The organism is Flavobacterium sp. WC2509, assembly GCF_052683105.1.
In genome coordinates, this window is record NZ_JBQZFG010000001.1 from 4,436,571 (window position 1) to 4,459,241 (window position 22,671).

Here is a 22,671-nt window from a genome sequence, read left to right on the forward strand (position 1 = left end):
AGTTCTAGTTGTATATTTGCACTCGCAATAACGCAAGACATTGCAACCCGAAAGGGCGATTAGCTCAGCTGGTTCAGAGCACCTCGTTTACACCGAGGGGGTCGGGGGTTCGAACCCCTCATCGCCCACTAAACTTCTCAAGAAATTGAGAAGTTTTTTTTTGTCCTTTTTTGTCTTTATTTTTACAAAAACTAATAATATTCTTCTTGAAAATGGATGTCGTAAAATTTAAAATCACTCCCAAAACAATAAAAATTGAAGTACGAAATTCAAATAATTATACTTTTGATTTCAATAGTGCTGTAGATATTGATAAAGAAGATAAAGATGTATTGCTAAAACTCCATAATGCATTAGTCTTATTATTTAAAAAAGAAAACATTCCGGAAACCAAAAATCACATTTCGCCAAATCAAACTAATATACTGGACCAGATTAACGCGATAAGCGATTTAAAAGAAGACAAATCTTAAGTATTTGCTTAGATAATCTATACGATTTATATAGTTGCTCTATACGATGTGTATAGTTATTATATACGATTCGTATAGTTCCTCTATACAATCAATATAGCTGGTATATATGATAGGCATTGTTGTTCTATACAATGTATATAGTCATTCTATATGATATATATAGTTGTTCTATATGATCTGTATAGTTTCTCTATACAAATCGTATACACAAATCCGATAGGGTAATTTATAACCTTGCCCATAAAGATTAGTAATTTCAATTTTACAAAAAAGCTAAAGGAATTATTTTCTTGTAGCTTTTTTTATTTGAAAATTAGCACGTTAGTTTTTGTAATGTTTTAAATTTACAGCGTTAAAAGAATATGAAATCATAATATAACTCCAAAGTGCTAGTGTGTTTTCATCTTGTATTTTTGGTAGATATTTCATCGCACTTGTTGACTGATAAAAAGAAAAGGCACAATTTATTTCCAACTCTTTGACTGGCACATATTTCAAAGAAATATCATTTTCAAATCCAAGAAATTTTGTTGTTTCTTGTCCTATAATTTTCAAAAGACTTTAGTTATTGAATTCTTAAAAGACGCTTAGCCAACTATTTTTATCTAAATTTGTATAACTAATCATAAAAATAACACAGAAGGAAATTCAAATTCTTTTATAAAAACCCCATAAAATGAAAAATTCAATCATAACTATATTAACAGTAATTACAATAGTATTTTCAGTAAATACAATCACAGCAAACAAAATAAAACCTGAAACTATCATTAAAGATATTCAGGAATCAAGCCAATTAAAACCTGTTTTTGATAATTATTTTGCTATGAAAGAAGCACTTATTAAAAGTGATGCAAAAACAACTTCGGTAAAAGCGGCTTCTTTATTAACTTCGATTAGCGCAGTAAAAACTGATAAACTGAAAAGCGCTGAGCGTACAGTTTGGATGAAAGTCATGAAAAAAATGACTGTCGATGCTAAAGTAATTTCATCCAATCAAGATCTTAAAAAGCAACGTGAGACCTTTAAGTCCTTATCTAAAAATACTTACGAGCTGATTAAAGCTTCAAATCCAACAGAAACGATTTACATCCAATATTGTCCAATGGCTGATGCAAATTGGTTAAGCAAAGAAAAAGCTGTTAAAAATCCATATTACGGTTCTTCAATGCTTACTTGTGGCAATGTGATTGAAACTATCAAATAAATTATGATGCTCTATGTCAAAAACATGGTATGCAGCAGGTGTAAAATGGTTGTGAAGTCTGAGTTCGAAAAACTTGGACTTCAGACAATTTCAGTTGAATTGGGTGAAGTTGAATTAAAAGAGAAAATCACCGAAAACCAGAAAGAAATTTTACTGCAAAAACTGCATACATTAGGTTTCGATTTGATTGATGATAAAAAAAGTAAAGCCATCGAGAAAATAAAAACGCTTATTATCGATTTGGTTCATCATAAAAACAATGATCTTAAAATTAATTTATCAGACTACCTAGTCCAAAACTTAAACCAAGATTATAGTACACTTAGTAATTTATTTTCCGAAGTTGAAAACACTACTATCGAAAAATATTTCATCAGTCAAAAAATAGAGAAAGTAAAAGAGCTTTTAATGTATAATGAACTTTCGTTAAGCGAAATTGCAGATTTACTAAACTACAGCAATGTCGCTCATTTGAGTAATCAGTTCAAGAGAATTACAGGTTTTACGCCAACCTATTTTAAACAGCTAAAAGACAAAAAACGCATCCAAATAGAGAATTTGTAATTTTTTTTCGACCAAGCTTTATGAACTTTTCATTTTATAAAACCCTGTATATTAAAAAAAAACTTTGCACTCTTTGCGGTTAAACAACTTTTTATAAATCTTACAAATCATTCTCAAAATTATACAACTGGGAGTAAACGTTACTTCGGAAATTTGCATTGTAATACTAAAACAAACAAAGCAATGACACATCAATATATAATTTCAGGAATGTCGTGCAATGGCTGCCGAACTAAAGTTGAAAATACCTTAAACACAATTGATGGTGTTCATGCTGAAGTAAATTTAAATCCTCCAACAGCCACAATTACAATGAACAAACATGTTTCTACGGAAAAATTTAAAGAAGTTTTGGCAGCTGCAGGAAATTATACAATTGAGATGAAGTCTTCTAAAAATTTAGAAGATGAACCTGTAAACTCTTGTTGTTCTTCTAAAAAAGGGGTACACAATCATAAAAAAACGGTCAATACAACTGGTATTTTTTATTGTCCAATGCATTGTGAAGGGGACAAAACTTATAATAAAGAGGGAGATTGTCCTGTCTGCGGTATGGATCTGATACCACAGCTCGTAATCAGTAGTGCCCAATTTACCTGTCCGATGCATCCGGAAATTATTTCTAATGAGCCTGGTGACTGCCCCATCTGCGGTATGGATTTAGTTCCTGCACAAGCTTCTGAAAACGAAGAAAACAAAACATACAGTGATTTATTAAAAAAAATGAAGATTGCCGTATTGTTTACACTTCCTATTTTTATTATTTCGATGTCAGAAATGATTCCAAATAATCCTCTTTATACTATAATGTCAATTAATAAATGGAATTATGCTCAATTCTTATTTTCGATTCCAGTGCTATTTTATGCAGGAAGGATATTTTTTGTCCGTGCTTGGAAATCGATTATAACATGGAATTTAAACATGTTTACACTTATCGGAATTGGAACGAGTGTTGCTTTTCTATTTAGTCTTGTTGGAATGTTTTTTCCTGCTATTTTTCCAACAGAATTCAAATCACATCACGGAACAATTCATTTGTATTTTGAAGCAGCAACGGTTATTATAACGTTAGTTTTACTTGGTCAATTATTAGAAGCCAAAGCTCACGGACAAACGAACGGAGCAATAAAAGAATTATTAAAACTAGCACCAACAGATGCTATAGTAGTAGAAAATGGAAGCGATAAAGTAATTTCTATTCACGATATCAAAAAAGGAGATTTATTACGTGTAAAACCAGGAGGAAAAATTCCAGTTGACGGAAAAATTACAACTGGCGAAAGTAATATAGATGAATCTATGATTACAGGAGAATCAATTCCTGTAGATAAAAAAGTAGGGGATTCGGTGATTTCAGGAACTATAAACGGAACAAAATCATTTGTTATGATTGCTGAAAAAGTTGGATCCGAAACAATGCTTTCGCAAATTATTCAAATGGTAAATGATGCGAGTCGTTCGAGAGCCCCAATTCAAAAATTAGCTGATAAAGTTGCCAAATATTTTGTACCCTCAGTAGTTATAATCTCTGTTTTGACTTTTATTTCTTGGGCAAAATTTGGTCCGGAACCGTCTTATGTTTACGGATTAATTAATGCGATTGCTGTTTTAATTATTGCTTGTCCTTGCGCTTTGGGATTAGCTACTCCAATGTCAGTTATGGTTGGAGTGGGCAAAGGAGCACAGTTTGGTATTTTAATTAAAAATGCAGAAGCTCTAGAAAACATGGATAAAATTGATGTTCTGATTACTGATAAAACAGGAACAATTACAGAGGGAAAACCATCTGTCGAAAAAATATATGCCATAAACAATGATGATGATTCTTTACTACAAGACATTGCCTCTTTAAATCAATACAGCGAACATCCTTTGGCACAAGCTGTTGTTAATTTTTCTAAAACTAAAAACATTGCTTTAACTGAAGTTCCCGATTTTGAAACTATTGCAGGAAAAGGAGTTTTAGGAACTGTCAACAATAAAAAAATGGCACTTGGAAATAAAAAATTAATGTTTCAAATTAATGCTTCAATTTCTGACGATATTGAAAACAGAATCACAGCAGAACAAAACTTAGGTAAAACGGTTTCTTACATTTCGATTGATCAAACTGTTTTGGGTTATGTTACAATTACTGATGCTATAAAGGAAAACAGTGCTCAAGCCATCAAAGAATTAATTGATCAAGGTGTTGAAGTAATTATGCTAACCGGAGATAATAAAAATACGGCAAAGGCAGTTGCTGGTCAATTACATTTAAGTTCGTTTAAAGCCGATTGTTTACCAGAAGACAAATTAAAAGAAATTAAGCGTCTACAGTCCGAAGGCAAAATTGTTGCAATGGCAGGTGATGGAATTAACGATGCACCAGCTTTGGCACAATCAAACATTGGTATTGCGATGGGAACTGGAACTGATGTTGCGATAGAAAGCGCTAAAATTACTTTGGTCAAGGGAGATTTAAACGGAATTGTAAAGGCTAAAAAACTCAGTCACGCCGTAATGTCGAATATTAAACAAAACTTATTTTTTGCTTTTATATACAATATTTTAGGTGTGCCGATTGCAGCTGGAATTTTATATCCCTTTTTCGGAATCTTGCTTTCTCCAATGTTAGCTGCTTTAGCAATGAGTCTGAGTTCAGTATCGGTAATTATTAATGCTTTGCGTTTACGAAATCTAAAACTTTAAACTTTATGAAATTAAGTACATACTAAAAATTTACCCAAAACTAAGTATGAAGCTTATTGTAACAAGATTGATAGTTGATTAAAAATTAAGACTTAAACCTAGATTATATACTTTTTTTCTTTAAACATCGTCCTCTTGGTTCATCACCCTCACAAAGCACAATTTCAGAATGCAGAAACTGTGCGGCGTCTGCTGAATCTTTCACTTTCGTAGCAGAGCGTTCTAACATTTCTGATTCAAACCCAGTCAAAACACTTTCCCTTATTCCAACTTTTCTCCATTGCGATAAAGACCTACATCCCTTTGCTATTCCCCGAGCCAGCATGAGCGCATCCAATAACGCTTGATTTGCCCCTTGTCCTTTGAAGGGACTCATAGGATGTGCTGCATCTCCAATCAGCGTCACTTGTTTACCTTTCTCTAACAATTCTGATTTGAGTAATTCTCGGTCATACACAGGATAGCCAGAAATCTGAGATTCTAAAGTTGCCGCTAAAATCTGAGGAATGGGATCGTGCCATTGCGTTCTGCGACACGCTTCTTCTTTGAGAGCTTGAGTTCCTAGAGCACTTAAGGCCTTAGCCTCGTCTTCTTGCATTGGAAAGCTAAGTTGCCACATCACAGAATCTGACGTATAAGGCATTATGTAAATCCGCTCATTGCCATTTGCGGTTTGAAATACAGTAGCCGAGTCCAGTAAAGAACTGGCATGGTCTTCGATAGCATCCAAAGGACAAATACCCAATATCACAATACAACCTAGATAACGTAAAGGAGTAATATCTTCACCAATAAGCAACCTTCGCACCGAACTACGAATACCATCGGCTCCAACCACTAAATCTGCTTTGGCGGTTTTTATCTCATCATTTACCTGAAAAGTTAGTTCAATATGTTTATCTTTAGTTTCTTTAAAATCTACTAACTGGTGCCCCCATTGTACCATATCGTGTCCGCCGAGCTGTTCGAGTAATGCTAAGCGCAAAGATTGCCTTGCGATATGGACATTTGTGCGTTTCTGAAATGTTTTGGCATCGGACTGCATCCACTTTCTGATTCCCCATTCCCCAATCACTTTTCCTTCTGTAGTATGAACCACATGTCGTGTCGAAATCACTCCTTCATCCAACGAAAAAATTCCCAATCCTTCGATCGCTTTACTAGCCTGTTGCAAAGTAAGTCCGTAACCTTGTGATCGAGCTTCGAAGTTATCATCACGTTCATAAAGAGTAAAAGGAATTCCTCGATGTAAACAAGCAACAGCTAGAGCCACTCCACCAATACCGCCGCCAATAATAGCAACATGTGGATAATTTTCTTTATCAGCGATAGGAGGATTAGCAGAACGAAGTAAACCAGATCCATTGCAGTTTAGGCATGTGTATAGATGTCCTTTGGGACGAACTGGAGCTACTCCTTCACCTTTCGCTTTTTCAAATTGATCAAGTGCCATTTGGTAGTTACGTCGTGCTTTATCACTGAGTCCCCGGCTTTTTTTACCCCGTCCTTGACATTCTTGACAAATAATCCAGCTTCCATCTACATTTTTTACTTTTTTCACTTCTTCGTATTTAACTTTAACATGTCATGGCTAGAAGACAGTACGCAAATTTAATACAAAAGATTACTGATATGAAACTGCTTTAACTTTTTAGAATAAGCTCCAAATACAAACAGAGTAAAAATTGTTATTAAACACTATAAAATTAGATGTTTGAAAGAATTCTAAAGTTGCGTCACTAATGACTGAATAGGAGGTAAGTAATATTCTTTAAGCAAACACTAAATTAATGCTATTATATTGAAACAGTTTCAATTAAAACTTAAATCCTATTGCTATTATATAACAAAATGTTGAAATTATATAACGTTAAGCATATGTGAAATTTTAAATTTGAAATATATAAATTATTAATAAAAATTTTAAAAAAACACCATTATGAGAACTCCGTTAAAATCCAAAATAGCCATTGTAATTCTAATTGCAACACTTTCATTTTCATGTAAAAAAAATGAACCAAGTCCAACAGAAAGTACTACAACTTATGAATCGGACTCCGTTACTACAGTTATTGATACTGTAAATGCGCAAGTGCCAGTCGACACAACTAGTATTGATGTTGATACAATTGAAGCAAAAAAATCAACAAAAACGACGACAACGACAACAAATAAATAATTTTTGTCGTTACCTAAATTACATTCTAATATATAAATTGGTATTATTAATTCAGTAACGGTTTGGGGAAATTGTTACGAGGAAAGCCTGCAGTGAAATAATGCTGCAGGTTTTTATATTATATAAAATTTCCAATTCTTATGAATTTCAATTTTTTGCAAAAAAAAAATCCATTGTAAACAAAATATTTCATTTACAATGGATTAATTAAAGTATAAAAACTATTTATACAGAATCGCTAGATATACCTGATTCTGGAGTGTTTTTTCCCGTTATATTACTTAGTTTTTCTTTCAAAGAATTCAAATAATCCGTTTTTTTATCGGCTATTTTATTTCTCAAATCTTCTCCTTTTTCAGGAGCAAACAAAACTCCAACTGCTGCACCTATTACTGCACCAGTAAATAATGCGCAAATAACTTTACCTGATTCCATAATGTCTGTTTTTTATAATTAATATTTAGTTTGATTGAAAATTGCTATAATAAGCCGAAGTGTATTCTACTTTCCCTTTATTATGTCTATTATGAAAGGAATTATCTTCAAAGCTGTTTGTTTTTACTCTTAAATCATATACCAGTTTTTTTACTAACAATTCTTCGTTATAACCTGTATTTGAATTGTTTTGGTTGAGAAGGTAATCAGCAGCTGTATCCTGATTTTTTTCATTGGTATATTCATTATTATAAATTTTGAAATTACCTTGATTAAAACTTTCCTCTATAGGATTTATTCCTCCCCAATTTTTATCAATATTAGTATCGTGTCTATATTGAATATTATTTCTATTAGTATCCATTATTTGTATTTTTTTAAAAGATTAATTACTTGTATCCCGAAATATTTGAATTACAAAATTGCAACCGATATACACTAATTATATTACATAACTTTTTGTAATTGTTACACTATTTATAGTTCTATTTTGAAATCGATACCTTGTCTGTTTTAGTGTTTCAAAACAAATCTTAAAGACTTTGAGCCTATAGCAGTTTAGCTTTAAAAACAGAAAAAATTAATTAATTAATCTTATCTTAGCAAATGAAAAAGCATAATTTAATACAAAATCAGAAATATAACCACCCTAATTAAAAGACTTATTTTCAACACAATAACCTAATTAAAAAATAATAAAGTTAATTATACTTTTTTAATGCATCAAGTTGTCTTTTTCAAAAAATACTACTATTTATAAATATTATTTTAACAGAAATGAATAAAAAACAATACAATCTTTTACTTGCTGATGATGACGAAGACGATTGTCTTTTTTTCAAAGAAGCATTGGATGAAATAGCTCTTTCTGTAACGCTAATAACAGTAAATGATGGAGTTCAGCTTTTGCAATTTTTATCAGATAATAATTTACCAGATATACTTTTTCTGGATCTCAATATGCCACGAAAAAATGGCTTTGAATGCTTGACTGAAATAAAAAAATCGGAAAAATTAAAAGATCTGGCTGTAATTATATTTTCTACTTCATTTGATATAAATATTGTCGATAAGATGTATGAAAAAGGAGCTACCTACTACATTCAAAAACCAGGTGATTTTAATGAATTAATAAAAGTGATAAAAAATGCACTTGTAATATCTGCTGATAATAATTTTAAACAGCCAGAAAGAGCTCAATTCGTCCTTTAACTTTAAAATTTTATTTGCATGATTAATACAAATAATGAGTATTATTTTTTAAGAGGAGGAGGAGAAATGGGAGAACTTACACGTACCAAGGATTGGAGCAAAACGCCTGTAGGAACTCCTGATACTTGGCCACAAAGTCTTCGAACTACTCTGAGTATTATTTTAAATTCAAAATTTCCTATGTTTTTATGGTGGGGAAGTAAACTCACTTGTTTTTATAATGATGCATACCGTCCGAGTTTGGGAAATGATGGTAAACATCCCAATATTTTAGGACAAAATGCTGAAGAAGCATGGTTTGAAATATGGCACATTATTCACCCCCTTATTAAGCAAGTCCTTGATGGAGAAGGAGCAACATGGAGTCAGGATCAGCTTATTCCAATATATCGAAACGGTAAAATTGAAGATGTTTATTGGACATTCAGTTACAGTCCAGTATATGACGAATCTGAAAAAATTGCTGGTGTAATGGTTATCTGCAATGAAACCACAGAAAGTGTAGTTGCATATAAAAAATTAGAACTAAGTAACAACCGTTACCTAAATAACATCATGCAGGCGCCTACGGCCATGTGCGTTTTCAGAGGTGAAAATCATATTGTAGAGATTGCAAACGAACTTATGCTTCAATTGTGGGGCAAAAGTGCTGAAGAGGTAATCAATAAACCAATTTTTGAAGGGTTGCCAGAAGTAAAAGATCAAGGTTTAGAAGATCTAATCAACACCGTTTATAGAACAGGCGAAAAATATGTTGCCAATGAAAGACCTGTTCTATTACCACGTAATGGAAAAATGGAAACGATCTATCTTAATTTTGTATATGATGCTCTGAAAGAATCAGACGGAACTATTTCAGGTATTGCAGCCATTGCCATAGAAGTGACATCACAAGTAATTTCTCGTTCAAAAATTGAAGAAAGTGAACAAAAAGTTAGAGAAATTGTATTAAATGCACCTTTCGCAATTGCAGTATATGTTGGAAAAGAAATGCGTGTTGAACTTGCCAACCAAGCCATTATTAATATTTGGGGAAAAGGGAATGATGTGATAGGAAAATCATTCAAAGATATTTTACCAGAACTAGATAATCAATTGGTATTTGAACAAATTAAAACTGTTCTTGATACAGGAAAATCTTTCCATACCGAAAATACTCCTTTGGATTTAATTGTTGATGGTAAATTAAGCACCTACTATTTTAACTATAGTTTGACTCCGTTATATGATCTAAATGGCAATATCTACGGGGTAATGAACACCGGAGTTGATCTTACGGATCTCAATTTAGCAAAGAAAAAAATAGAAGAAAGCGATAAACGTTTTCGAAGTACCGTTAAGCAAGCACCTGTTGGAATAACTATTTTGCGAGGCTCTGAATACATTGTAGAAATGGCCAATGAAGCCTATTTAAAATTGGTAGACAGAGAAGAAAAATCTTTTGTTGGAAAACCTTTATTTGAGTCTTTACCCGAAGTACAGGAATCAGTAATTTCTCTATTAGATTCTGTTTTAAATACAGGCATTCCTTATCAGGGAAATGAAGTTCCAATTCCACTCAACCGCAATGGAAATATAGGTATTTTCTATTTTGATTTCCTTTACCATCCTTTAAAAGAAGATGACGGAAATATTTCAGGTATCATTGTAACTGTTACAGAAGTTAGTGAAAAAGTAGGAGCACGAAAAAAAATAGAGCAAAATGAAGAAAGACTCAATATTATAGTCGAAGCTAGTGAACTTGGTACTTGGGAATTAAATGTAAAAACAAAAGAACTCAACTATTCAAATAGATATCTTGAAATTATTGGTGGTTATAAAGAATATAATGATTTAAATCATGAACAATTAATTAAACATATTCATCCAGAAGATTTTCATATTAGAGAAAAAGCCTATAAAGAAACACTCATTTCAGGGAATATATACTATGAAGCAAGAGTAATATGGATTGATGGATCCATACATTGGGTAGAGGCAAAAGGAAAAGTTTTTTATGACGCTGAAAATAATCCTGAAAAATTATTGGGTACTGCAAGAAATATTACAAAGCTAAAAATGCATCAGCAGGAATTACAAGAAAGCGAACAAAAATTTCGACTCCTTGCTAGCTCAATTCCGCAACATATATGGACCTCAGATACAGAAGGCAATTTAAATTATTTTAACGAATCCGTTTATGAATATTCTGGTTTAACACCTGAACAAATTGATAAAGATGGTTGGATGCAAATAGTTCACCCTGAAGATATTGATGAAAACAGAGAAAAATGGAAGATTTCCATCGAAACAGGTAAAGATTTTTTATTTGAACACCGTTTTAGAAGATTTGATGGAGAATATCGATGGCAATTAAGTCGTGCAACTCCACAAATAGATGAAAATGGAAAAATACAAATGTGGGTCGGTACAAGTACGGATATACAGGAACAAAAAAGATTTACAAGCGAATTAGAAAAACAGGTAAAAGAGCGTACAAAAGAACTTAGTATAATAAATGAGTCGCTTGAAAAAAGTGAAGAGCGTTATCATTTAATGGTTGAAGAAATACAAGATTATGCCATTTTATATCTTGATAATATAGGTATTGTTGAAAATTGGAATCTTGGAGCTCAAAAAATAAAAGGATACAAAGCAGAAGAAATTATTGGGAAAAGTTTTTCTGTCTTTTATACAGAATCCGATCGAAAAGATAATCTTCCTCAAAAATTATTAACTATTGCTAAAGAAAAAGGGAAAGCTGTTCAAGAAGGATGGCGTATTAGAAAAAATGGGACTCTTTTTTGGGCAAGTGTTGTAATTACAGCCGTTCATAACAAAAAAAAGGAACTTATTGGATTTTCAAAAGTTACACATGACCTTACTGAAAAAAAGGAAGCTGACGATAAATTAAAACTAAATGGATTAGAACTGCAGCAAAAAAATATTGAATTGGAGAAAATGAATAAAGAACTTCAGTCTTTTGCTTATATTTCAAGCCATGATTTACAAGAACCACTTAGAAAAATTCAAACTTTCGCTACACAGATAGTTGAAAGAGAATCTCAAAATTTATCAGACATCGGAAAGGATAAATTCAGAAGAATGCAGAATGCTGCGCAGCGAATGCAAACATTAATCAATGATTTATTGACTTATTCTAAAACCAACATTCAGGATGTCAAATTTGAAGAAACAAATCTTGCTCTAATCATCGAAGAGATAAAAGAAGATTTAATAGAAGAACTGGATCAAAAACAAGTAGTTATCATAAATGATGAAGTATGTAGTGAGATAATTATAGATATTATTCCCTTTCAGTTTAAACAAATTTTATACAATCTATTAAGCAATTCCATTAAGTTTTCAAGAACAGATATTCCTCTTAGAATAGAAATTAAATGCAAAATTGCTAAAGGAAACACGTTAAACAATAACAATCTTTTAGACGAAGAAGACTATTGCCATCTTGAAATTTCGGATAATGGTATTGGTTTTGAACAAGAATATGGCGAAAAAATATTTGAAGTTTTTCAGCGCCTACACGGAAGAGATGAATATAACGGAACTGGAATTGGATTAGCAATTGTAAAAAAGATTGTAGAAAATCACCAAGGTATTATTACTGCCAAAGGTGAACTGAATAAAGGAGCAACTTTTGATATTTACATTCCGATTATCAAATAAAAAAAATAAACCTGTCAATCTTCTCACAGAGATTGACGCTAAATACTATTTCTTCGCAGCTTCAACAAATTCCAATTCATCTAAACTCACTTTCGAAGTAAACAAGCCGTAATTAACCACAGCTTTATTTTTCTCAATTTTATCAATACTTCCCACAGATTTACCATCCAGCATTCGTACACGGTCACCAACTTTCAATGTAACTTTTGGCTTTTCAACAACAGGTTTTAGTTTCTTTTCTTTCTTTTCAATTCGGATTTCCTCAACCTTGATTTCGACTTCTTTGATAATTTCTTTTTTCTTTTCAACTATCGCTTTAATCTCTTTAGGAGTCACTTTTTTGCGTTTAGAATTTTCAATTTCAATGATTTTTAAAAACTCGCCAATAAGATCTTTTTTGTTTTTATTATTGAAATATTTCTCGGCAATATCTTCTATTTTTTGACCAATATAAATCGTCTTTTGGTTGCTGTCATACAATTCTTGGTAACTTTCCAGCTTTTGTTTGATTTTGACATTGATATTCTCCATCTTTTTGCCTTCTTCACGGGCTCGAGTTTCTTCTTCTTTTAGATTTAATGAAGTTTTCTCGAGTTTAGAACGTTCTTTCTGAAGTGTGGCAATGGTTTTGTCAAAACGTACTTTTCCAACCTCAATTTTCTTCTTTGCACGATTGATTAAGCTAAATGGAATTCCGTTTTTTAAAGCAACTTCAAATGTAAAAGAGCTTCCAGCTTGCCCCAAAGCTAATTTGTACATAGGTTCTAATGATTTCTCGTCAAAAAGCATATTGGCGTTGGTAGTATACGGTAATTCATTTGCTAAAATCTTAAGATTGGAATAATGCGTAGTAATCAATCCAAAAGCTTCCCGATGATAAAACTCCTCTAAGAAAATTTCCGCCAAAGCACCTCCTAATTCCGGATCGGAACCTGTACCAAATTCATCTATTAAGAACATAGTTTTCTTGTTACATTTTTTCAAGAAGTAGTTCATGTTCTTCAAGCGGTAACTATAAGTACTTAGGTGATTTTCAATAGATTGATTATCTCCAATATCAGTTAGTATACGATCAAATAGAAACGTTTCACTGCGCTCATGCACAGGAATTAACATACCCGACTGCAGCATTAATTGTAGTAAACCAACAGTCTTCATTGAGATAGTTTTACCCCCAGCATTAGGACCAGAAATAACAATTATTCTATTTTCCTGACTTAATTCTATGGTTTGTGGATGCGTAATTTCCTTTTTTTGTTTGTTGTTCAAATACAAAATAGGATGGTAGGCATCTCTAAAATAAAGACGGCGTTCCTCAGTAATAGTTGGTAGAATTCCATTGATTCTATTAGCGTATTTTGCTTTCGCCGCAATCACATCAATATCACTTAAAAAATCCTGATATTGGATTAATAATGGCAAAAATGGACGAACAGCGTTCGATAGTTGTTTTAGAATTTTGGTAATTTCTTCTTTTTCTTCATATTCCAAATTACTAAGTTCACGGGAATATTTAAGGGTGTTTTCGGGTTCAATGTAAGCAATACTTCCAGTTTTGGAACTTCCCAATATAGAACCTTTTACTTTTCGTCTGTACATCGCTAAAACAGCTAAAACACGACGGTTTTGCACAAAACTCTCCTTGATATCATCTAAATACCCCAAACTATTATATTGTGTCAAAGCCGAAGCAAAACTTTGATTTACTTTTCCGCGAACCAAATTCATTTCGCGTCGTATTTCAAGTAATCGAGGAGATGCATTATCTTTTATTTCTCCATATTTATCGGCTACAGCATCTACAAGAGTAATAATTTCTTTGGTTAATTGAATTCCAGAACTTTTAGTACAAAGATTTGGGTAATAATCATTGAATTTATTTAAAAATGCCAAAAGTACATTTGTCGTTTCGGATATTGTAGCAATCTTTCTAAAACTACCGACTTCCAAAAAACTATCTTCGATGGCGAGGAATTTTATCTCGTAGGTTATAGCGTCAAAACCATGATTAGGGATGGCGTTGTTATTTTGAAAAGAAGAAACATACTCAGACGTTTGCAATAATGCGCTCATCAAAGTCTCTTTGTCTCTAAAAGGTGTTATTTCTAAAGCTTTTTGTTTTCCTATATCGGTATTACAAATTTCGGAAATCGTTTCGAGAACCGTAGGAAATTGTAAATCTTGTAATGTTTTTTCGGTAATGGATATCATTTTTATATCAAAAGTCAGAGTAAAAGCCCAAAGTTACAAAGTAAAAAGTCAAAAACCATTTTCTTTGCTCTCTTTGAGAAAACTTTACGAACTTTGCGGTAAAATACATGTATGCAACTTCACCTCAACTCCTCTTGGCAAACTATTTTGGCTGACGAAATTCAGAAACCTTATTTTTCGGAATTAATGAAAGCCGTTGATGAGGAATATAAAAATCATGTTTGTTTCCCTCCCAAAGAATTGATTTTTTCGGCTTTTAATAATTGTTCTTTTGAGGATACAAAAGTGGTAATTATTGGTCAAGATCCTTATCATGGGGTCGGAGAAGCGAATGGCTTGTCTTTTTCGGTGAATGATTCAGTCAAAATCCCGCCTTCGTTACGTAATATTTTTAGAGAACTGAATGATGACTTAGATTCGATTTTCATGCCCACATCGGGAAATTTAGAACGTTGGGCAAAGCAAGGAGTATTGCTTTTGAATGCTTCACTTTCGGTTAGAATTGATACGCCTAATAGCCATAAACACTTAAAATGGGGAATTTTTACCGATGCTGTTATTCACAAAATTTCAGAGGAAAAAGAAAATGTAGTTTTTATGCTTTGGGGCAGTTTTGCTCAAAAAAAAGGAGCTAAAATTGATAGAGAAAAACATTTGGTTTTAGAATCTGGACATCCTTCATTTGCAAATATTCATAAAAAATGGTTTGGGAACAAACATTTTAGCCAGGCGAATTTGTATTTGGAACAGAAGAATTTAGGAAAAATTGATTGGTTGTAAATTCACGTATTACTTGGTCTCGAGTGAGGGATAGAAACTAGCTACCAAAGTAGCGTGTATAGCCCGACAGCATAAAGGAAAGAGGCCGAATCACCAGTATAATGATTTGGCCTCTTTTCTTTATGGTGGCACTCCCAAATGAATTTCAATAGACTTAATAACTGTTTTTTACTCCAATGTCAGAGCTCCCAATATTTCTTCGGATAAAAAGGGACCTCCGGGGTATTTTGCAGTATAATCTAGGTTTAACCACACTTGATTGTGTTCGTCGATGTGGTAATTGAGTTGTTTATTTCGGCTTTCTTCGACAAATAATACGTTTTTGATAAGATAATTTACTTTTTCAAGATCTTTCATACTTCCGATTAAAATTTCGGGATAAATATGACCTTTGGTATGAATAAGTCTTGGTGTACCTCCAATGGATCGGATGCAAGCGGCCATCAAAATAGAATGATCGTCGCAATCTCCCGAAAAATAAAGCAATGATTCGTGGGCTGTGGCAATGTAATCTCCATTTTTAGGATCGTTTACGTAATTCCAGCGACTATTGATTTCTTTGAAAACCGCAAAACACTGGATTAAATTTCTATAATCAGGATAACCTCGAACGTTTTTAAAATGCTTTGTTGTGGCCATTATAGCAAAGTTGCGAACTTTTGGATTTTCAAATTCAATCGCTTTAATTATTTCGCTCTTATTAGGAAATGGCAATAATTTGGCGATTATAATATCTTGAGGAAATGGATTGTTGTTCATGGAATACAACATAGCATTGTAGTCATCGAAAACCGAATTGAATCCGAAATTCGCAAAAACACTGCCGTAAATTAGCATTATCAAATAAAGTGCTAAACAAATAATAATGATGGTTCTTAGCAGGTATAAAAAGCCATAAATAACTGTAAAAACTAGAATAAATAGTATTATTCTGTCTAGACCAAAATACCATTGCGGGTCAATTAAATTTTGGTGAAATACTATAAATAAAGGGATTGTAATAAGGATACTCAAAAAAAAGATAACAAACCTATCCCAAGGTTTTTTCAACTGAAACTTGGCTTTTACAAGGTGAAAATTAGTTTTGTTAAATTGTGTCATAATACCCGAAAGGGAACAAGATTGCTTTTTTGTAAAAGTACTTTTTTTTTTAAGAGTTTCTAAGATTCTTAGGGGCTAAGTTTCTAAGTTTTTTTTAGTCTTATCAATTTGGAATCTTGGTAATTTAGCAACTTTACTAGACATTGATATCCTTAAAATCTTTCGAAATGGCGTGTCGAATCATTTTAGAAAATGCTTCATTGTCCAGCTTCGGGATTTCAAGAATTGAATTCAGTAAAGTAGTATCGTATTCGTTGGGATTTGTGATAAAATAAGGCTTTAAATGTTTTCCGATACTTTCGTAATATAACTTCTCAATGGTATTTTTGTATTTAAATTCTAATGGATTTTTGATTAAAGTGAAATTAGTATATCCGACTTCTTTCATAATCAGCTGTAAGCCTTTAACAATATTGAAACTTTTGTCGTTTACAATATTTAGCTGTTCGATATCGTCACGTTGAAAAGTATTTACAATCACTTTGGCCACATAATCTACTGGGATAATATTAAGTCCGGTTTCCTCATTAATTATGAAACGTACATTTTCCTGTTCGCCTTTTCGTTGTGATGTAAAATGAAAGAACTTAGCCAAAAGATAAAAAACCATATATTTTGGAATGAAATAAGGACTTTCGGTTCCTAGCATTTTTCCACCAATAACACTTGGTCTTAGGATTTGAAAGGGCAAGCCTAATGCTTTACATTCCTGAGCAATGAAATTCTCCGAATGAAATTTAGCATCCTCATACGCATTGCGATGTTCTGGAGTAAAATCGAGATTGTGGAAATCATTATCTATTAAACCTCTTCTGATTCCTGATGAAAATGCAGTTCCGATATAAATGAATTTCTTGATGAAAGGATGAAAAGCATTGAAAAGTGATTTGGTAATTTTAGCATTTTCATCAAAAATTCTTTCTTTTAGGTTTTCATCAGTAGATAAATTAACGTAACCTGCAGAATGAATAAAGTAAGCGCCTTTAATTTTGTCTGAAAAAGTATTTTGAAGATTCGCTAAATCTGAATCGATAATCTCAATGTACTCGTGAAGTTTTTCTAAACCAGTTTTTAATAAAATAGAGGGCGTGTAATCACTGGTCAAAAGTTCATTGACGCGGTCTATAGCACTCACTTTTCCTTTGTTTCTGGCAAGAATAAACAGTTTACTATTATTGTTTTGTTTGATAAAAAGCTCCAGAATATCATACATGATATGCGACCCTAAAACTCCAGTTGCTCCAGTAAGTATTATTTTCATTGGTTTATTTTTCGATGCACAAAGATAGATTTAAAAAAAGGAATGAGAAAGTTTGTTGTAAAGCAAATAATAAACACAAATTTCACAAATTTATATCAGAATATTTTCGTGTAAATTTGTGAAATTCGTGTTTTATTTCTCTGCTAATTTTCCTAAAGTATATTCAATCAATTCGTCCACCGCTTTATAAGGATCTTGACTAAATGTTCCATTAGCACGATTGGCAATAATGGCATTTAAAGATAATGCTTGATGTCCCAAAAGAGCCGAAAGCCCATAAATCGCAGATGTTTCCATTTCGAGGTTAGTAATCCGACTTCCTTCAAAAAGGAAATTATCCATTTTAGAATTTAATTCTGTATCTTGAATATTTAAACGCAAAACACGTCCTTGAGGGCCATAAAAACCACCGGCGGTAGCTGTGATTCCTTTGTGCATTTTATCGCTAAATATTCTTTTTTCTAAAACTGGAGAACATGAAATAGCACTTGGTCTTCCTTTTTGCAAATCCCAATTGGTGTGCTGAATAAACGCTTCTTCTATTTCAGCATTAGAAACAGCATCTATCAAATAAGAACGAAGCATATTGTCAAGACCTAAACCAAATTTTGACATTACAAAACTATCTACGGGAATATCAGCGTGTAAAGAACCTGAAGTTCCTATTCGGACAATATTTAATGAAGTTAGTTTTTCTTTTGGCTTTCTAGTTTCCAAATCAATATTGACCAAAGCATCTAATTCATTGATGACAATATCAATATTATCAGGGCCAATTCCGGTTGACATCACAGTTAAGCGCTTGCCTTTGTAAATTCCTGTTTGGGTTTTGAATTCTCTTTTTTGAGTAGAAAATTCAATGGAATCAAAATGCTTGGTAATTTTTGAAACACGATCTTGATCCCCGACAAAAATAATATCATGAGCAATATTTTCAGGTTTCAAGTTAAGATGATAAACGCTCCCGTCAGGATTGAGTATTAATTCGGATTGTTGAATAGCCATTTCTTGTGTGTGTGTTAACCGCAAATAGCGCAAGGGTTTACGCAAAGTTTGCTAGTTTTTTTATTGGTATTTATTTTTAAAATCTGCATTCTAAAATCTAAAATTCTATCCTCCAACACGTTTTACTTTAAAACCTTTTTCTTTTAAAATAGTCATTATTTTATCGCGATAATCACCTTGGATAATAATGGAATCATCCTTAAAAGTACCGCCAACACTCAATTTGGTTTTGATTTCTTTGGCAAGAATTTTAAAATCCTCATCAGATCCTTCGTAACCTTCGATTATAGTCGTTGCTTTTCCTTTTCTTTTTTCGAATTTGCAAATCATTGGTTCTTTTTGAACATATAATTCATGCGCTGCTGCCTCAATTTCCTCTTCGGGAGCCATTTCGTGATCCGGAAAAAGATTCTTTAATTGGTCTTGTAAATCCATATTTTTATAAATTATAAAAACCAAATTCCAAATCCCAAAAATGTGTTAGTGGAATTTGGAATCTTAGTTTTGAGTTTTATTCTTTACTTTTTAATTAATCCCAAGTCAACTAGGCGTTCGTATAAATAGTCACCTGCAGTAATATCTTCAAATTTTTTAGGATTTTCGGCATCAATGCAGTTTTCTAAACAATCCAATTTCATATCGCTTACCGGATGCATGAAAAAAGGAATTGAATATCGAGAAGTTCCCCATAATTCTCTAGGTGGATTCACCACTTGATGAATAGTCGATTTTAGCTTATTATTAGTATGACGTGATAACATATCACCCACATTAATTACTAATTCATCTGGTTCAGCAATAGCATCGATCCAATCTCCATTATGATTTTGTACTTGTAAGCCTTTGCCTTGAGCACCCATTAACAAGGTTATCAGGTTAATATCCCCATGAGCTGCTGCTCTAATGGCATTCTCAGGTTCTGATGTAATAGGAGGGTAATGAATTGGTCTTAGAATTGAATTTCCGTCTTTAGCATATTGATCAAAATAGAACTCATCTAATCCAAGATGCAAAGCCAAAGCTCTTAATACATATACTCCCGTTTTTTCTAGCATTTGATAGGCTTCTTTACCTACAACATTAAAGCGGGGTAATTCTTTTACTTCAACATTATCTGGATATTGAGACGCATATTTAGAATCTTTGTCTACATATTGTCCAAAATGCCAAAATTCTTTTAAATCCCCTTCTTTTCGGCCTTTGGCATGCTCTTTTCCAAAAGAGACATAACCTCTTTGTCCGCCAATTCCAGGAATTTCATAGCTGTGTTTGGTTTCTAATGGCAACGAGAAGAATTTTCTAATTTCACCATACAACTCATCAACTAATTGATCGTTTAAAAAATGCCCTTTGAGCGCTACGAAGCCTATATCTTCGAATGCACTTCCGATTTCATTTACAAATTTTTGTTTACGTTTCGGGTCGTCCGAAAGGAAATCACGCAAGTCAACACTAGGAATGTTTTGCATATAGTCTGTATTTAATACTTTAGAAGTCTAAAAACTTCATGACTACAAATATAAAGAATAAAAAAGATAAGTCATTTTAAAAATTACTCAGATTTTAAATAATTATAACATTTACAAATACTCCTGTTATAATTATTTTATCTTTGATAGATTGAAAAAAACGACTACAAATGAATTTTGATAGACAAAACCTCTCCAATGAAACGTTATTAGACCTCTATAAAAAGATTTTAAAACCAAGACTGGTAGAGGAAAAAATGTTAATTCTTATTCGTCAGGGAAAAGTATCTAAGTGGTTTTCCGGAATTGGACAGGAAGCTATTGCTGTAGGTATTACGGCAGTTTTGGATGCTGATGAATACATCTTACCAATGCATCGCAATTTAGGGGTATTTACAGGGAGAGAGATTCCATTACATCGATTATTTTCTCAATGGCAAGGCAAAGCCAATGGTTTTACCAAAGGAAGAGATCGAAGTTTTCATTTTGGAACACAAGATTATAAAATCATCGGAATGATTTCACACCTAGGACCGCAGCTTGGTGTTGCTGACGGAATAGCATTAGCCAATAAATTAGAGAAAAACGGAAAAGTAACGGCGGTTTTTACCGGAGAAGGTGCAACTAGTGAAGGTGATTTTCATGAAGCGTTGAATATTGCTGCAGTTTGGGATTTACCAGTTCTTTTTATAATCGAGAATAACGGATATGGATTATCTACACCAACTAACGAGCAATACCGTTGCGAAAACCTTGCCGATAAAGGAATTGGTTACGGAATGGAAAGTCACATCGTTGATGGAAATAATATTTTGGAAGTCTTCCATTTGCTGACTGAATTAAAAGCTTCGATGATTGAGAAGCCTAGACCTATTTTATTAGAGTTTAAAACCTTTAGAATGCGCGGTCATGAAGAGGCGAGTGGTACAAAATATGTTCCTCAGGAGTTGTTGAATTTATGGGCTGCAAAAGATCCTGTAGACAATTACAGAAGCTACTTATACTTAAATGATATCCTTACGAAAGACTACGATGATGCTATGCATTTGGAAATTAAAAACGAAATTGACGATGCTTGGGCTTTGACTAATGCCGAACCGGAAATTATAGCTACTTACGAGGAAGAATTAAATGATATTTATAAACCATATGAACATGAAGATTTTGAACCTAATTCAGAGGTTGAAAATATTCGTTTTATAGATGCTATTTCTAATAGTTTGCGTGAATCGATGGTGCGACACGAAAAATTAGTCATCATGGGGCAGGACATTGCCGAATATGGTGGAGCATTCAAAATCACTGATGGATTTGTGGGTCAATTTAGTAAAGACCGAGTTCGAAATACACCCATTTGCGAAAGTGCTGTCATTTCAACCGCTATGGGATTATCCATTAATGGTTATAAAGCTATTGTCGAAATGCAATTTGCCGATTTTGTATCTACAGGATTTAATCCAATCGTTAATTTATTAGCTAAATCACATTACCGTTGGTTAGAAAAAGCTGATGTTGTTATTCGGATGCCTTGCGGCGGAGGAACGCAGGCAGGCCCTTTTCATTCCCAAACCAATGAAGCTTGGTTTACAAAAACGCCAGGATTAAAAGTCGTTTATCCCGCATTTCCTTATGATGTAAAAGGTTTATTGAACACTGCTATTAATGATCCGAATCCAGTGCTTTTCTTTGAACACAAACAATTATACAGAAGCTTGTCGCAAGATGTCCCAACCGATTACTATACTATTCCGTTAGGTAAAGCAGCCTTGCTAAAAGAAGGAAATGATGTGACAATTATTTCTTTTGGAGCAGCGATACATTGGGCGTTGGAAACATTAGATAAAAATCCTGAAATAAAAGCGGATGTATTGGATTTGAGAACGTTACAACCATTAGATACTGATGCCATTTATTCATCTGTTAAGAAAACTGGAAAAGCAATCATTTTTCAAGAAGATTCTATGTTTGGTGGTATAGCCAGCGATATTTCGGCATTAATAATGGAAAATTGTTTTGAATACTTAGATGCAGCAGTAAAACGCGTAGCAAGTTTGGATTCTCCTATTCCGTTTACAAAAACATTGGAAGATCAATATTTGTCTAAAAATAGATTTGAGCAGGAATTAAAAGAACTTTTAGAGTATTAAAATGATTTTTATAAATGAATTTTACGGTTAAATAAAAATAAAACAGCCTTTTATTAATATAATTTTAATGCAAACTGATAAAATATTTCGGTAAATTTATAGTACAACAATCATGTAGTATTTTTTTAATAAAAGGCTATATCTCTATTTTAAAACAATACAAAATCCGAAAACGTTTGCGTATATTTTTCTTTAAAACATGATAAAAATCAAGAACTTAAATACAAATTTGGAGTAAATTTGATAAAGGAATCATCACCTCAA

Annotated in this window: 19 protein-coding genes and 1 tRNA gene; 10 read left to right on the forward strand and 10 right to left on the reverse strand. The window is 32.7% G+C overall.

Going from position 1 to position 22,671, the window contains the following annotated elements; genetic code table 11:
* Window positions 1-53: 53 nt before the first annotated feature.
* Together ACUN3A_RS18340 and ACUN3A_RS18345 are read left to right on the forward strand one after the other, a co-directional pair.
* Window positions 54-128: transfer RNA gene (locus ACUN3A_RS18340), tRNA-Val, on the forward strand.
* An 84-nt stretch (window positions 129-212) separates the two neighbouring features.
* A complete protein-coding gene (locus tag ACUN3A_RS18345; protein WP_445552731.1) occupies window positions 213-473 on the forward strand; it encodes a hypothetical protein in 261 nt (86 codons plus the stop codon).
* 324 nt (window positions 474-797) lie between these two features.
* Here the strand turns inward: ACUN3A_RS18345 and ACUN3A_RS18350 are convergent, their stop codons facing one another.
* Window positions 798-1,031: a hypothetical protein gene (locus ACUN3A_RS18350; protein ID WP_445552732.1), complete on the reverse strand. Its 234-nt coding sequence runs from the start codon at window positions 1,029-1,031 to the stop codon at window positions 798-800.
* Between the two features lie 121 nt (window positions 1,032-1,152).
* Between ACUN3A_RS18350 and ACUN3A_RS18355 the strand changes: the two genes are divergently transcribed.
* The 3 genes from ACUN3A_RS18355 (at window position 1,153) to ACUN3A_RS18365 (ending at window position 4,941) form a co-directional block, all read left to right on the forward strand.
* Complete coding sequence (locus ACUN3A_RS18355; RefSeq protein WP_445552733.1) at window positions 1,153-1,683, forward strand: DUF3347 domain-containing protein; 531 nt, start codon at window positions 1,153-1,155, stop codon at window positions 1,681-1,683.
* Between the two features lie 45 nt (window positions 1,684-1,728).
* Window positions 1,729-2,247 carry a helix-turn-helix domain-containing protein gene (locus ACUN3A_RS18360; protein ID WP_445552734.1) on the forward strand — a complete coding sequence of 173 codons (519 nt, stop codon included), beginning with the start codon at window positions 1,729-1,731 and terminating at the stop codon, window positions 2,245-2,247.
* Window positions 2,248-2,430: 183 nt separating this feature from the next.
* A complete protein-coding gene (locus tag ACUN3A_RS18365; RefSeq protein ID WP_445552735.1) occupies window positions 2,431-4,941 on the forward strand; it encodes a heavy metal translocating P-type ATPase in 2,511 nt (836 codons plus the stop codon).
* A 103-nt stretch (window positions 4,942-5,044) separates the two neighbouring features.
* On the opposite strand, the gene ACUN3A_RS18370 is transcribed toward ACUN3A_RS18365, so the two are convergent.
* Window positions 5,045-6,502: an FAD-dependent oxidoreductase gene (locus tag ACUN3A_RS18370; protein WP_445552736.1), complete on the reverse strand. Its 1,458-nt coding sequence runs from the start codon at window positions 6,500-6,502 to the stop codon at window positions 5,045-5,047.
* Between the two features lie 378 nt (window positions 6,503-6,880).
* Between ACUN3A_RS18370 and ACUN3A_RS18375 the strand changes: the two genes are divergently transcribed.
* A complete protein-coding gene (locus ACUN3A_RS18375) occupies window positions 6,881-7,120 on the forward strand; it encodes a hypothetical protein (protein ID WP_445552737.1) in 240 nt (79 codons plus the stop codon).
* A 225-nt stretch (window positions 7,121-7,345) separates the two neighbouring features.
* Here the strand turns inward: ACUN3A_RS18375 and ACUN3A_RS18380 are convergent, their stop codons facing one another.
* Both ACUN3A_RS18380 and ACUN3A_RS18385 read right to left on the reverse strand, forming a co-directional pair.
* Window positions 7,346-7,555 carry a YtxH domain-containing protein gene (locus ACUN3A_RS18380; protein WP_445552738.1) on the reverse strand — a complete coding sequence of 70 codons (210 nt, stop codon included), beginning with the start codon at window positions 7,553-7,555 and terminating at the stop codon, window positions 7,346-7,348.
* A 25-nt stretch (window positions 7,556-7,580) separates the two neighbouring features.
* Entirely contained in the window at window positions 7,581-7,919 is a 339-nt protein-coding gene (locus ACUN3A_RS18385; RefSeq protein WP_445552739.1) for a hypothetical protein, read from the reverse strand.
* A gap of 413 nt (window positions 7,920-8,332) precedes the next feature.
* Between ACUN3A_RS18385 and ACUN3A_RS18390 the strand changes: the two genes are divergently transcribed.
* Together ACUN3A_RS18390 and ACUN3A_RS18395 are read left to right on the forward strand one after the other, a co-directional pair.
* On the forward strand, window positions 8,333-8,767 hold the full coding sequence (locus ACUN3A_RS18390) for a response regulator (RefSeq protein WP_445552740.1): 435 nt from the start codon (window positions 8,333-8,335) through the stop codon (window positions 8,765-8,767).
* Window positions 8,768-8,785: 18 nt separating this feature from the next.
* Complete coding sequence (locus ACUN3A_RS18395; RefSeq protein WP_445552741.1) at window positions 8,786-12,433, forward strand: PAS domain S-box protein; 3,648 nt, start codon at window positions 8,786-8,788, stop codon at window positions 12,431-12,433.
* A 45-nt stretch (window positions 12,434-12,478) separates the two neighbouring features.
* On the opposite strand, the gene ACUN3A_RS18400 is transcribed toward ACUN3A_RS18395, so the two are convergent.
* Window positions 12,479-14,644, reverse strand: coding sequence for an endonuclease MutS2 (locus ACUN3A_RS18400; protein WP_445552742.1), 2,166 nt, complete (start codon window positions 14,642-14,644; stop codon window positions 12,479-12,481).
* A 111-nt stretch (window positions 14,645-14,755) separates the two neighbouring features.
* Between ACUN3A_RS18400 and ung the strand changes: the two genes are divergently transcribed.
* Window positions 14,756-15,424 (forward strand): uracil-DNA glycosylase, encoded by a 669-nt coding sequence (gene ung, locus ACUN3A_RS18405; protein WP_445552743.1) that lies wholly within the window; start codon window positions 14,756-14,758, stop codon window positions 15,422-15,424.
* 168 nt (window positions 15,425-15,592) lie between these two features.
* Here ung and ACUN3A_RS18410 read toward each other — a convergent pair whose 3' ends face one another.
* The 5 genes from ACUN3A_RS18410 to ACUN3A_RS18430 all read right to left on the reverse strand — a co-directional run bounded on the left by ACUN3A_RS18410 (window position 15,593) and on the right by ACUN3A_RS18430 (window position 20,260).
* Entirely contained in the window at window positions 15,593-16,525 is a 933-nt protein-coding gene (locus ACUN3A_RS18410) for a transglutaminase (protein ID WP_445552744.1), read from the reverse strand.
* Between the two features lie 136 nt (window positions 16,526-16,661).
* Entirely contained in the window at window positions 16,662-17,786 is a 1,125-nt protein-coding gene (locus ACUN3A_RS18415) for an SDR family oxidoreductase (RefSeq protein ID WP_445552745.1), read from the reverse strand.
* 132 nt (window positions 17,787-17,918) lie between these two features.
* Window positions 17,919-18,791, reverse strand: a complete 873-nt coding sequence (locus ACUN3A_RS18420) for a nucleoside phosphorylase (RefSeq protein WP_445552746.1) — start codon at window positions 18,789-18,791, stop codon at window positions 17,919-17,921.
* 105 nt (window positions 18,792-18,896) lie between these two features.
* Window positions 18,897-19,226, reverse strand: coding sequence for a translation initiation factor (locus tag ACUN3A_RS18425; protein WP_445552747.1), 330 nt, complete (start codon window positions 19,224-19,226; stop codon window positions 18,897-18,899).
* Window positions 19,227-19,309: 83 nt separating this feature from the next.
* A complete protein-coding gene (locus ACUN3A_RS18430) occupies window positions 19,310-20,260 on the reverse strand; it encodes an isopenicillin N synthase family dioxygenase (RefSeq protein ID WP_445552748.1) in 951 nt (316 codons plus the stop codon).
* A 170-nt stretch (window positions 20,261-20,430) separates the two neighbouring features.
* Here ACUN3A_RS18430 and ACUN3A_RS18435 point away from each other — a divergent pair, with 170 nt between their 5' ends.
* On the forward strand, window positions 20,431-22,407 hold the full coding sequence (locus ACUN3A_RS18435; protein ID WP_445552749.1) for an alpha-ketoacid dehydrogenase subunit alpha/beta: 1,977 nt from the start codon (window positions 20,431-20,433) through the stop codon (window positions 22,405-22,407).
* Window positions 22,408-22,671 lie beyond the last annotated feature (264 nt).

Excerpts from the sequence above, each read along its gene's own strand:
- ACUN3A_RS18345 (WP_445552731.1), top strand. The coding sequence starts at position 213 with ATGGATGTCGTAAAATTTAAAATCACTCCCAAAACAATAAAAATTGAA.
- ACUN3A_RS18355 (WP_445552733.1), top strand. The coding sequence starts at position 1,153 with ATGAAAAATTCAATCATAACTATATTAACAGTAATTACAATAGTATTT.
- ACUN3A_RS18360 (WP_445552734.1), top strand. The coding sequence starts at position 1,729 with ATGGTTGTGAAGTCTGAGTTCGAAAAACTTGGACTTCAGACAATTTCA.
- ACUN3A_RS18365 (WP_445552735.1), top strand. The coding sequence starts at position 2,431 with ATGACACATCAATATATAATTTCAGGAATGTCGTGCAATGGCTGCCGA.
- ACUN3A_RS18375 (WP_445552737.1), top strand. The coding sequence starts at position 6,881 with ATGAGAACTCCGTTAAAATCCAAAATAGCCATTGTAATTCTAATTGCA.
- ACUN3A_RS18380 (WP_445552738.1), bottom strand. The coding sequence starts at position 7,555 with ATGGAATCAGGTAAAGTTATTTGCGCATTATTTACTGGTGCAGTAATA.
- ACUN3A_RS18385 (WP_445552739.1), bottom strand. The coding sequence starts at position 7,919 with ATGGATACTAATAGAAATAATATTCAATATAGACACGATACTAATATT.
- ACUN3A_RS18390 (WP_445552740.1), top strand. The coding sequence starts at position 8,333 with ATGAATAAAAAACAATACAATCTTTTACTTGCTGATGATGACGAAGAC.
- ACUN3A_RS18395 (WP_445552741.1), top strand. The coding sequence starts at position 8,786 with ATGATTAATACAAATAATGAGTATTATTTTTTAAGAGGAGGAGGAGAA.
- ACUN3A_RS18400 (WP_445552742.1), bottom strand. The coding sequence starts at position 14,644 with ATGATATCCATTACCGAAAAAACATTACAAGATTTACAATTTCCTACG.
- ung (WP_445552743.1), top strand. The coding sequence starts at position 14,756 with ATGCAACTTCACCTCAACTCCTCTTGGCAAACTATTTTGGCTGACGAA.
- ACUN3A_RS18410 (WP_445552744.1), bottom strand. The coding sequence starts at position 16,525 with ATGACACAATTTAACAAAACTAATTTTCACCTTGTAAAAGCCAAGTTT.
- ACUN3A_RS18415 (WP_445552745.1), bottom strand. The coding sequence starts at position 17,786 with ATGAAAATAATACTTACTGGAGCAACTGGAGTTTTAGGGTCGCATATC.
- ACUN3A_RS18420 (WP_445552746.1), bottom strand. The coding sequence starts at position 18,791 with ATGGCTATTCAACAATCCGAATTAATACTCAATCCTGACGGGAGCGTT.
- ACUN3A_RS18425 (WP_445552747.1), bottom strand. The coding sequence starts at position 19,226 with ATGGATTTACAAGACCAATTAAAGAATCTTTTTCCGGATCACGAAATG.
- ACUN3A_RS18430 (WP_445552748.1), bottom strand. The coding sequence starts at position 20,260 with ATGCAAAACATTCCTAGTGTTGACTTGCGTGATTTCCTTTCGGACGAC.
- ACUN3A_RS18435 (WP_445552749.1), top strand. The coding sequence starts at position 20,431 with ATGAATTTTGATAGACAAAACCTCTCCAATGAAACGTTATTAGACCTC.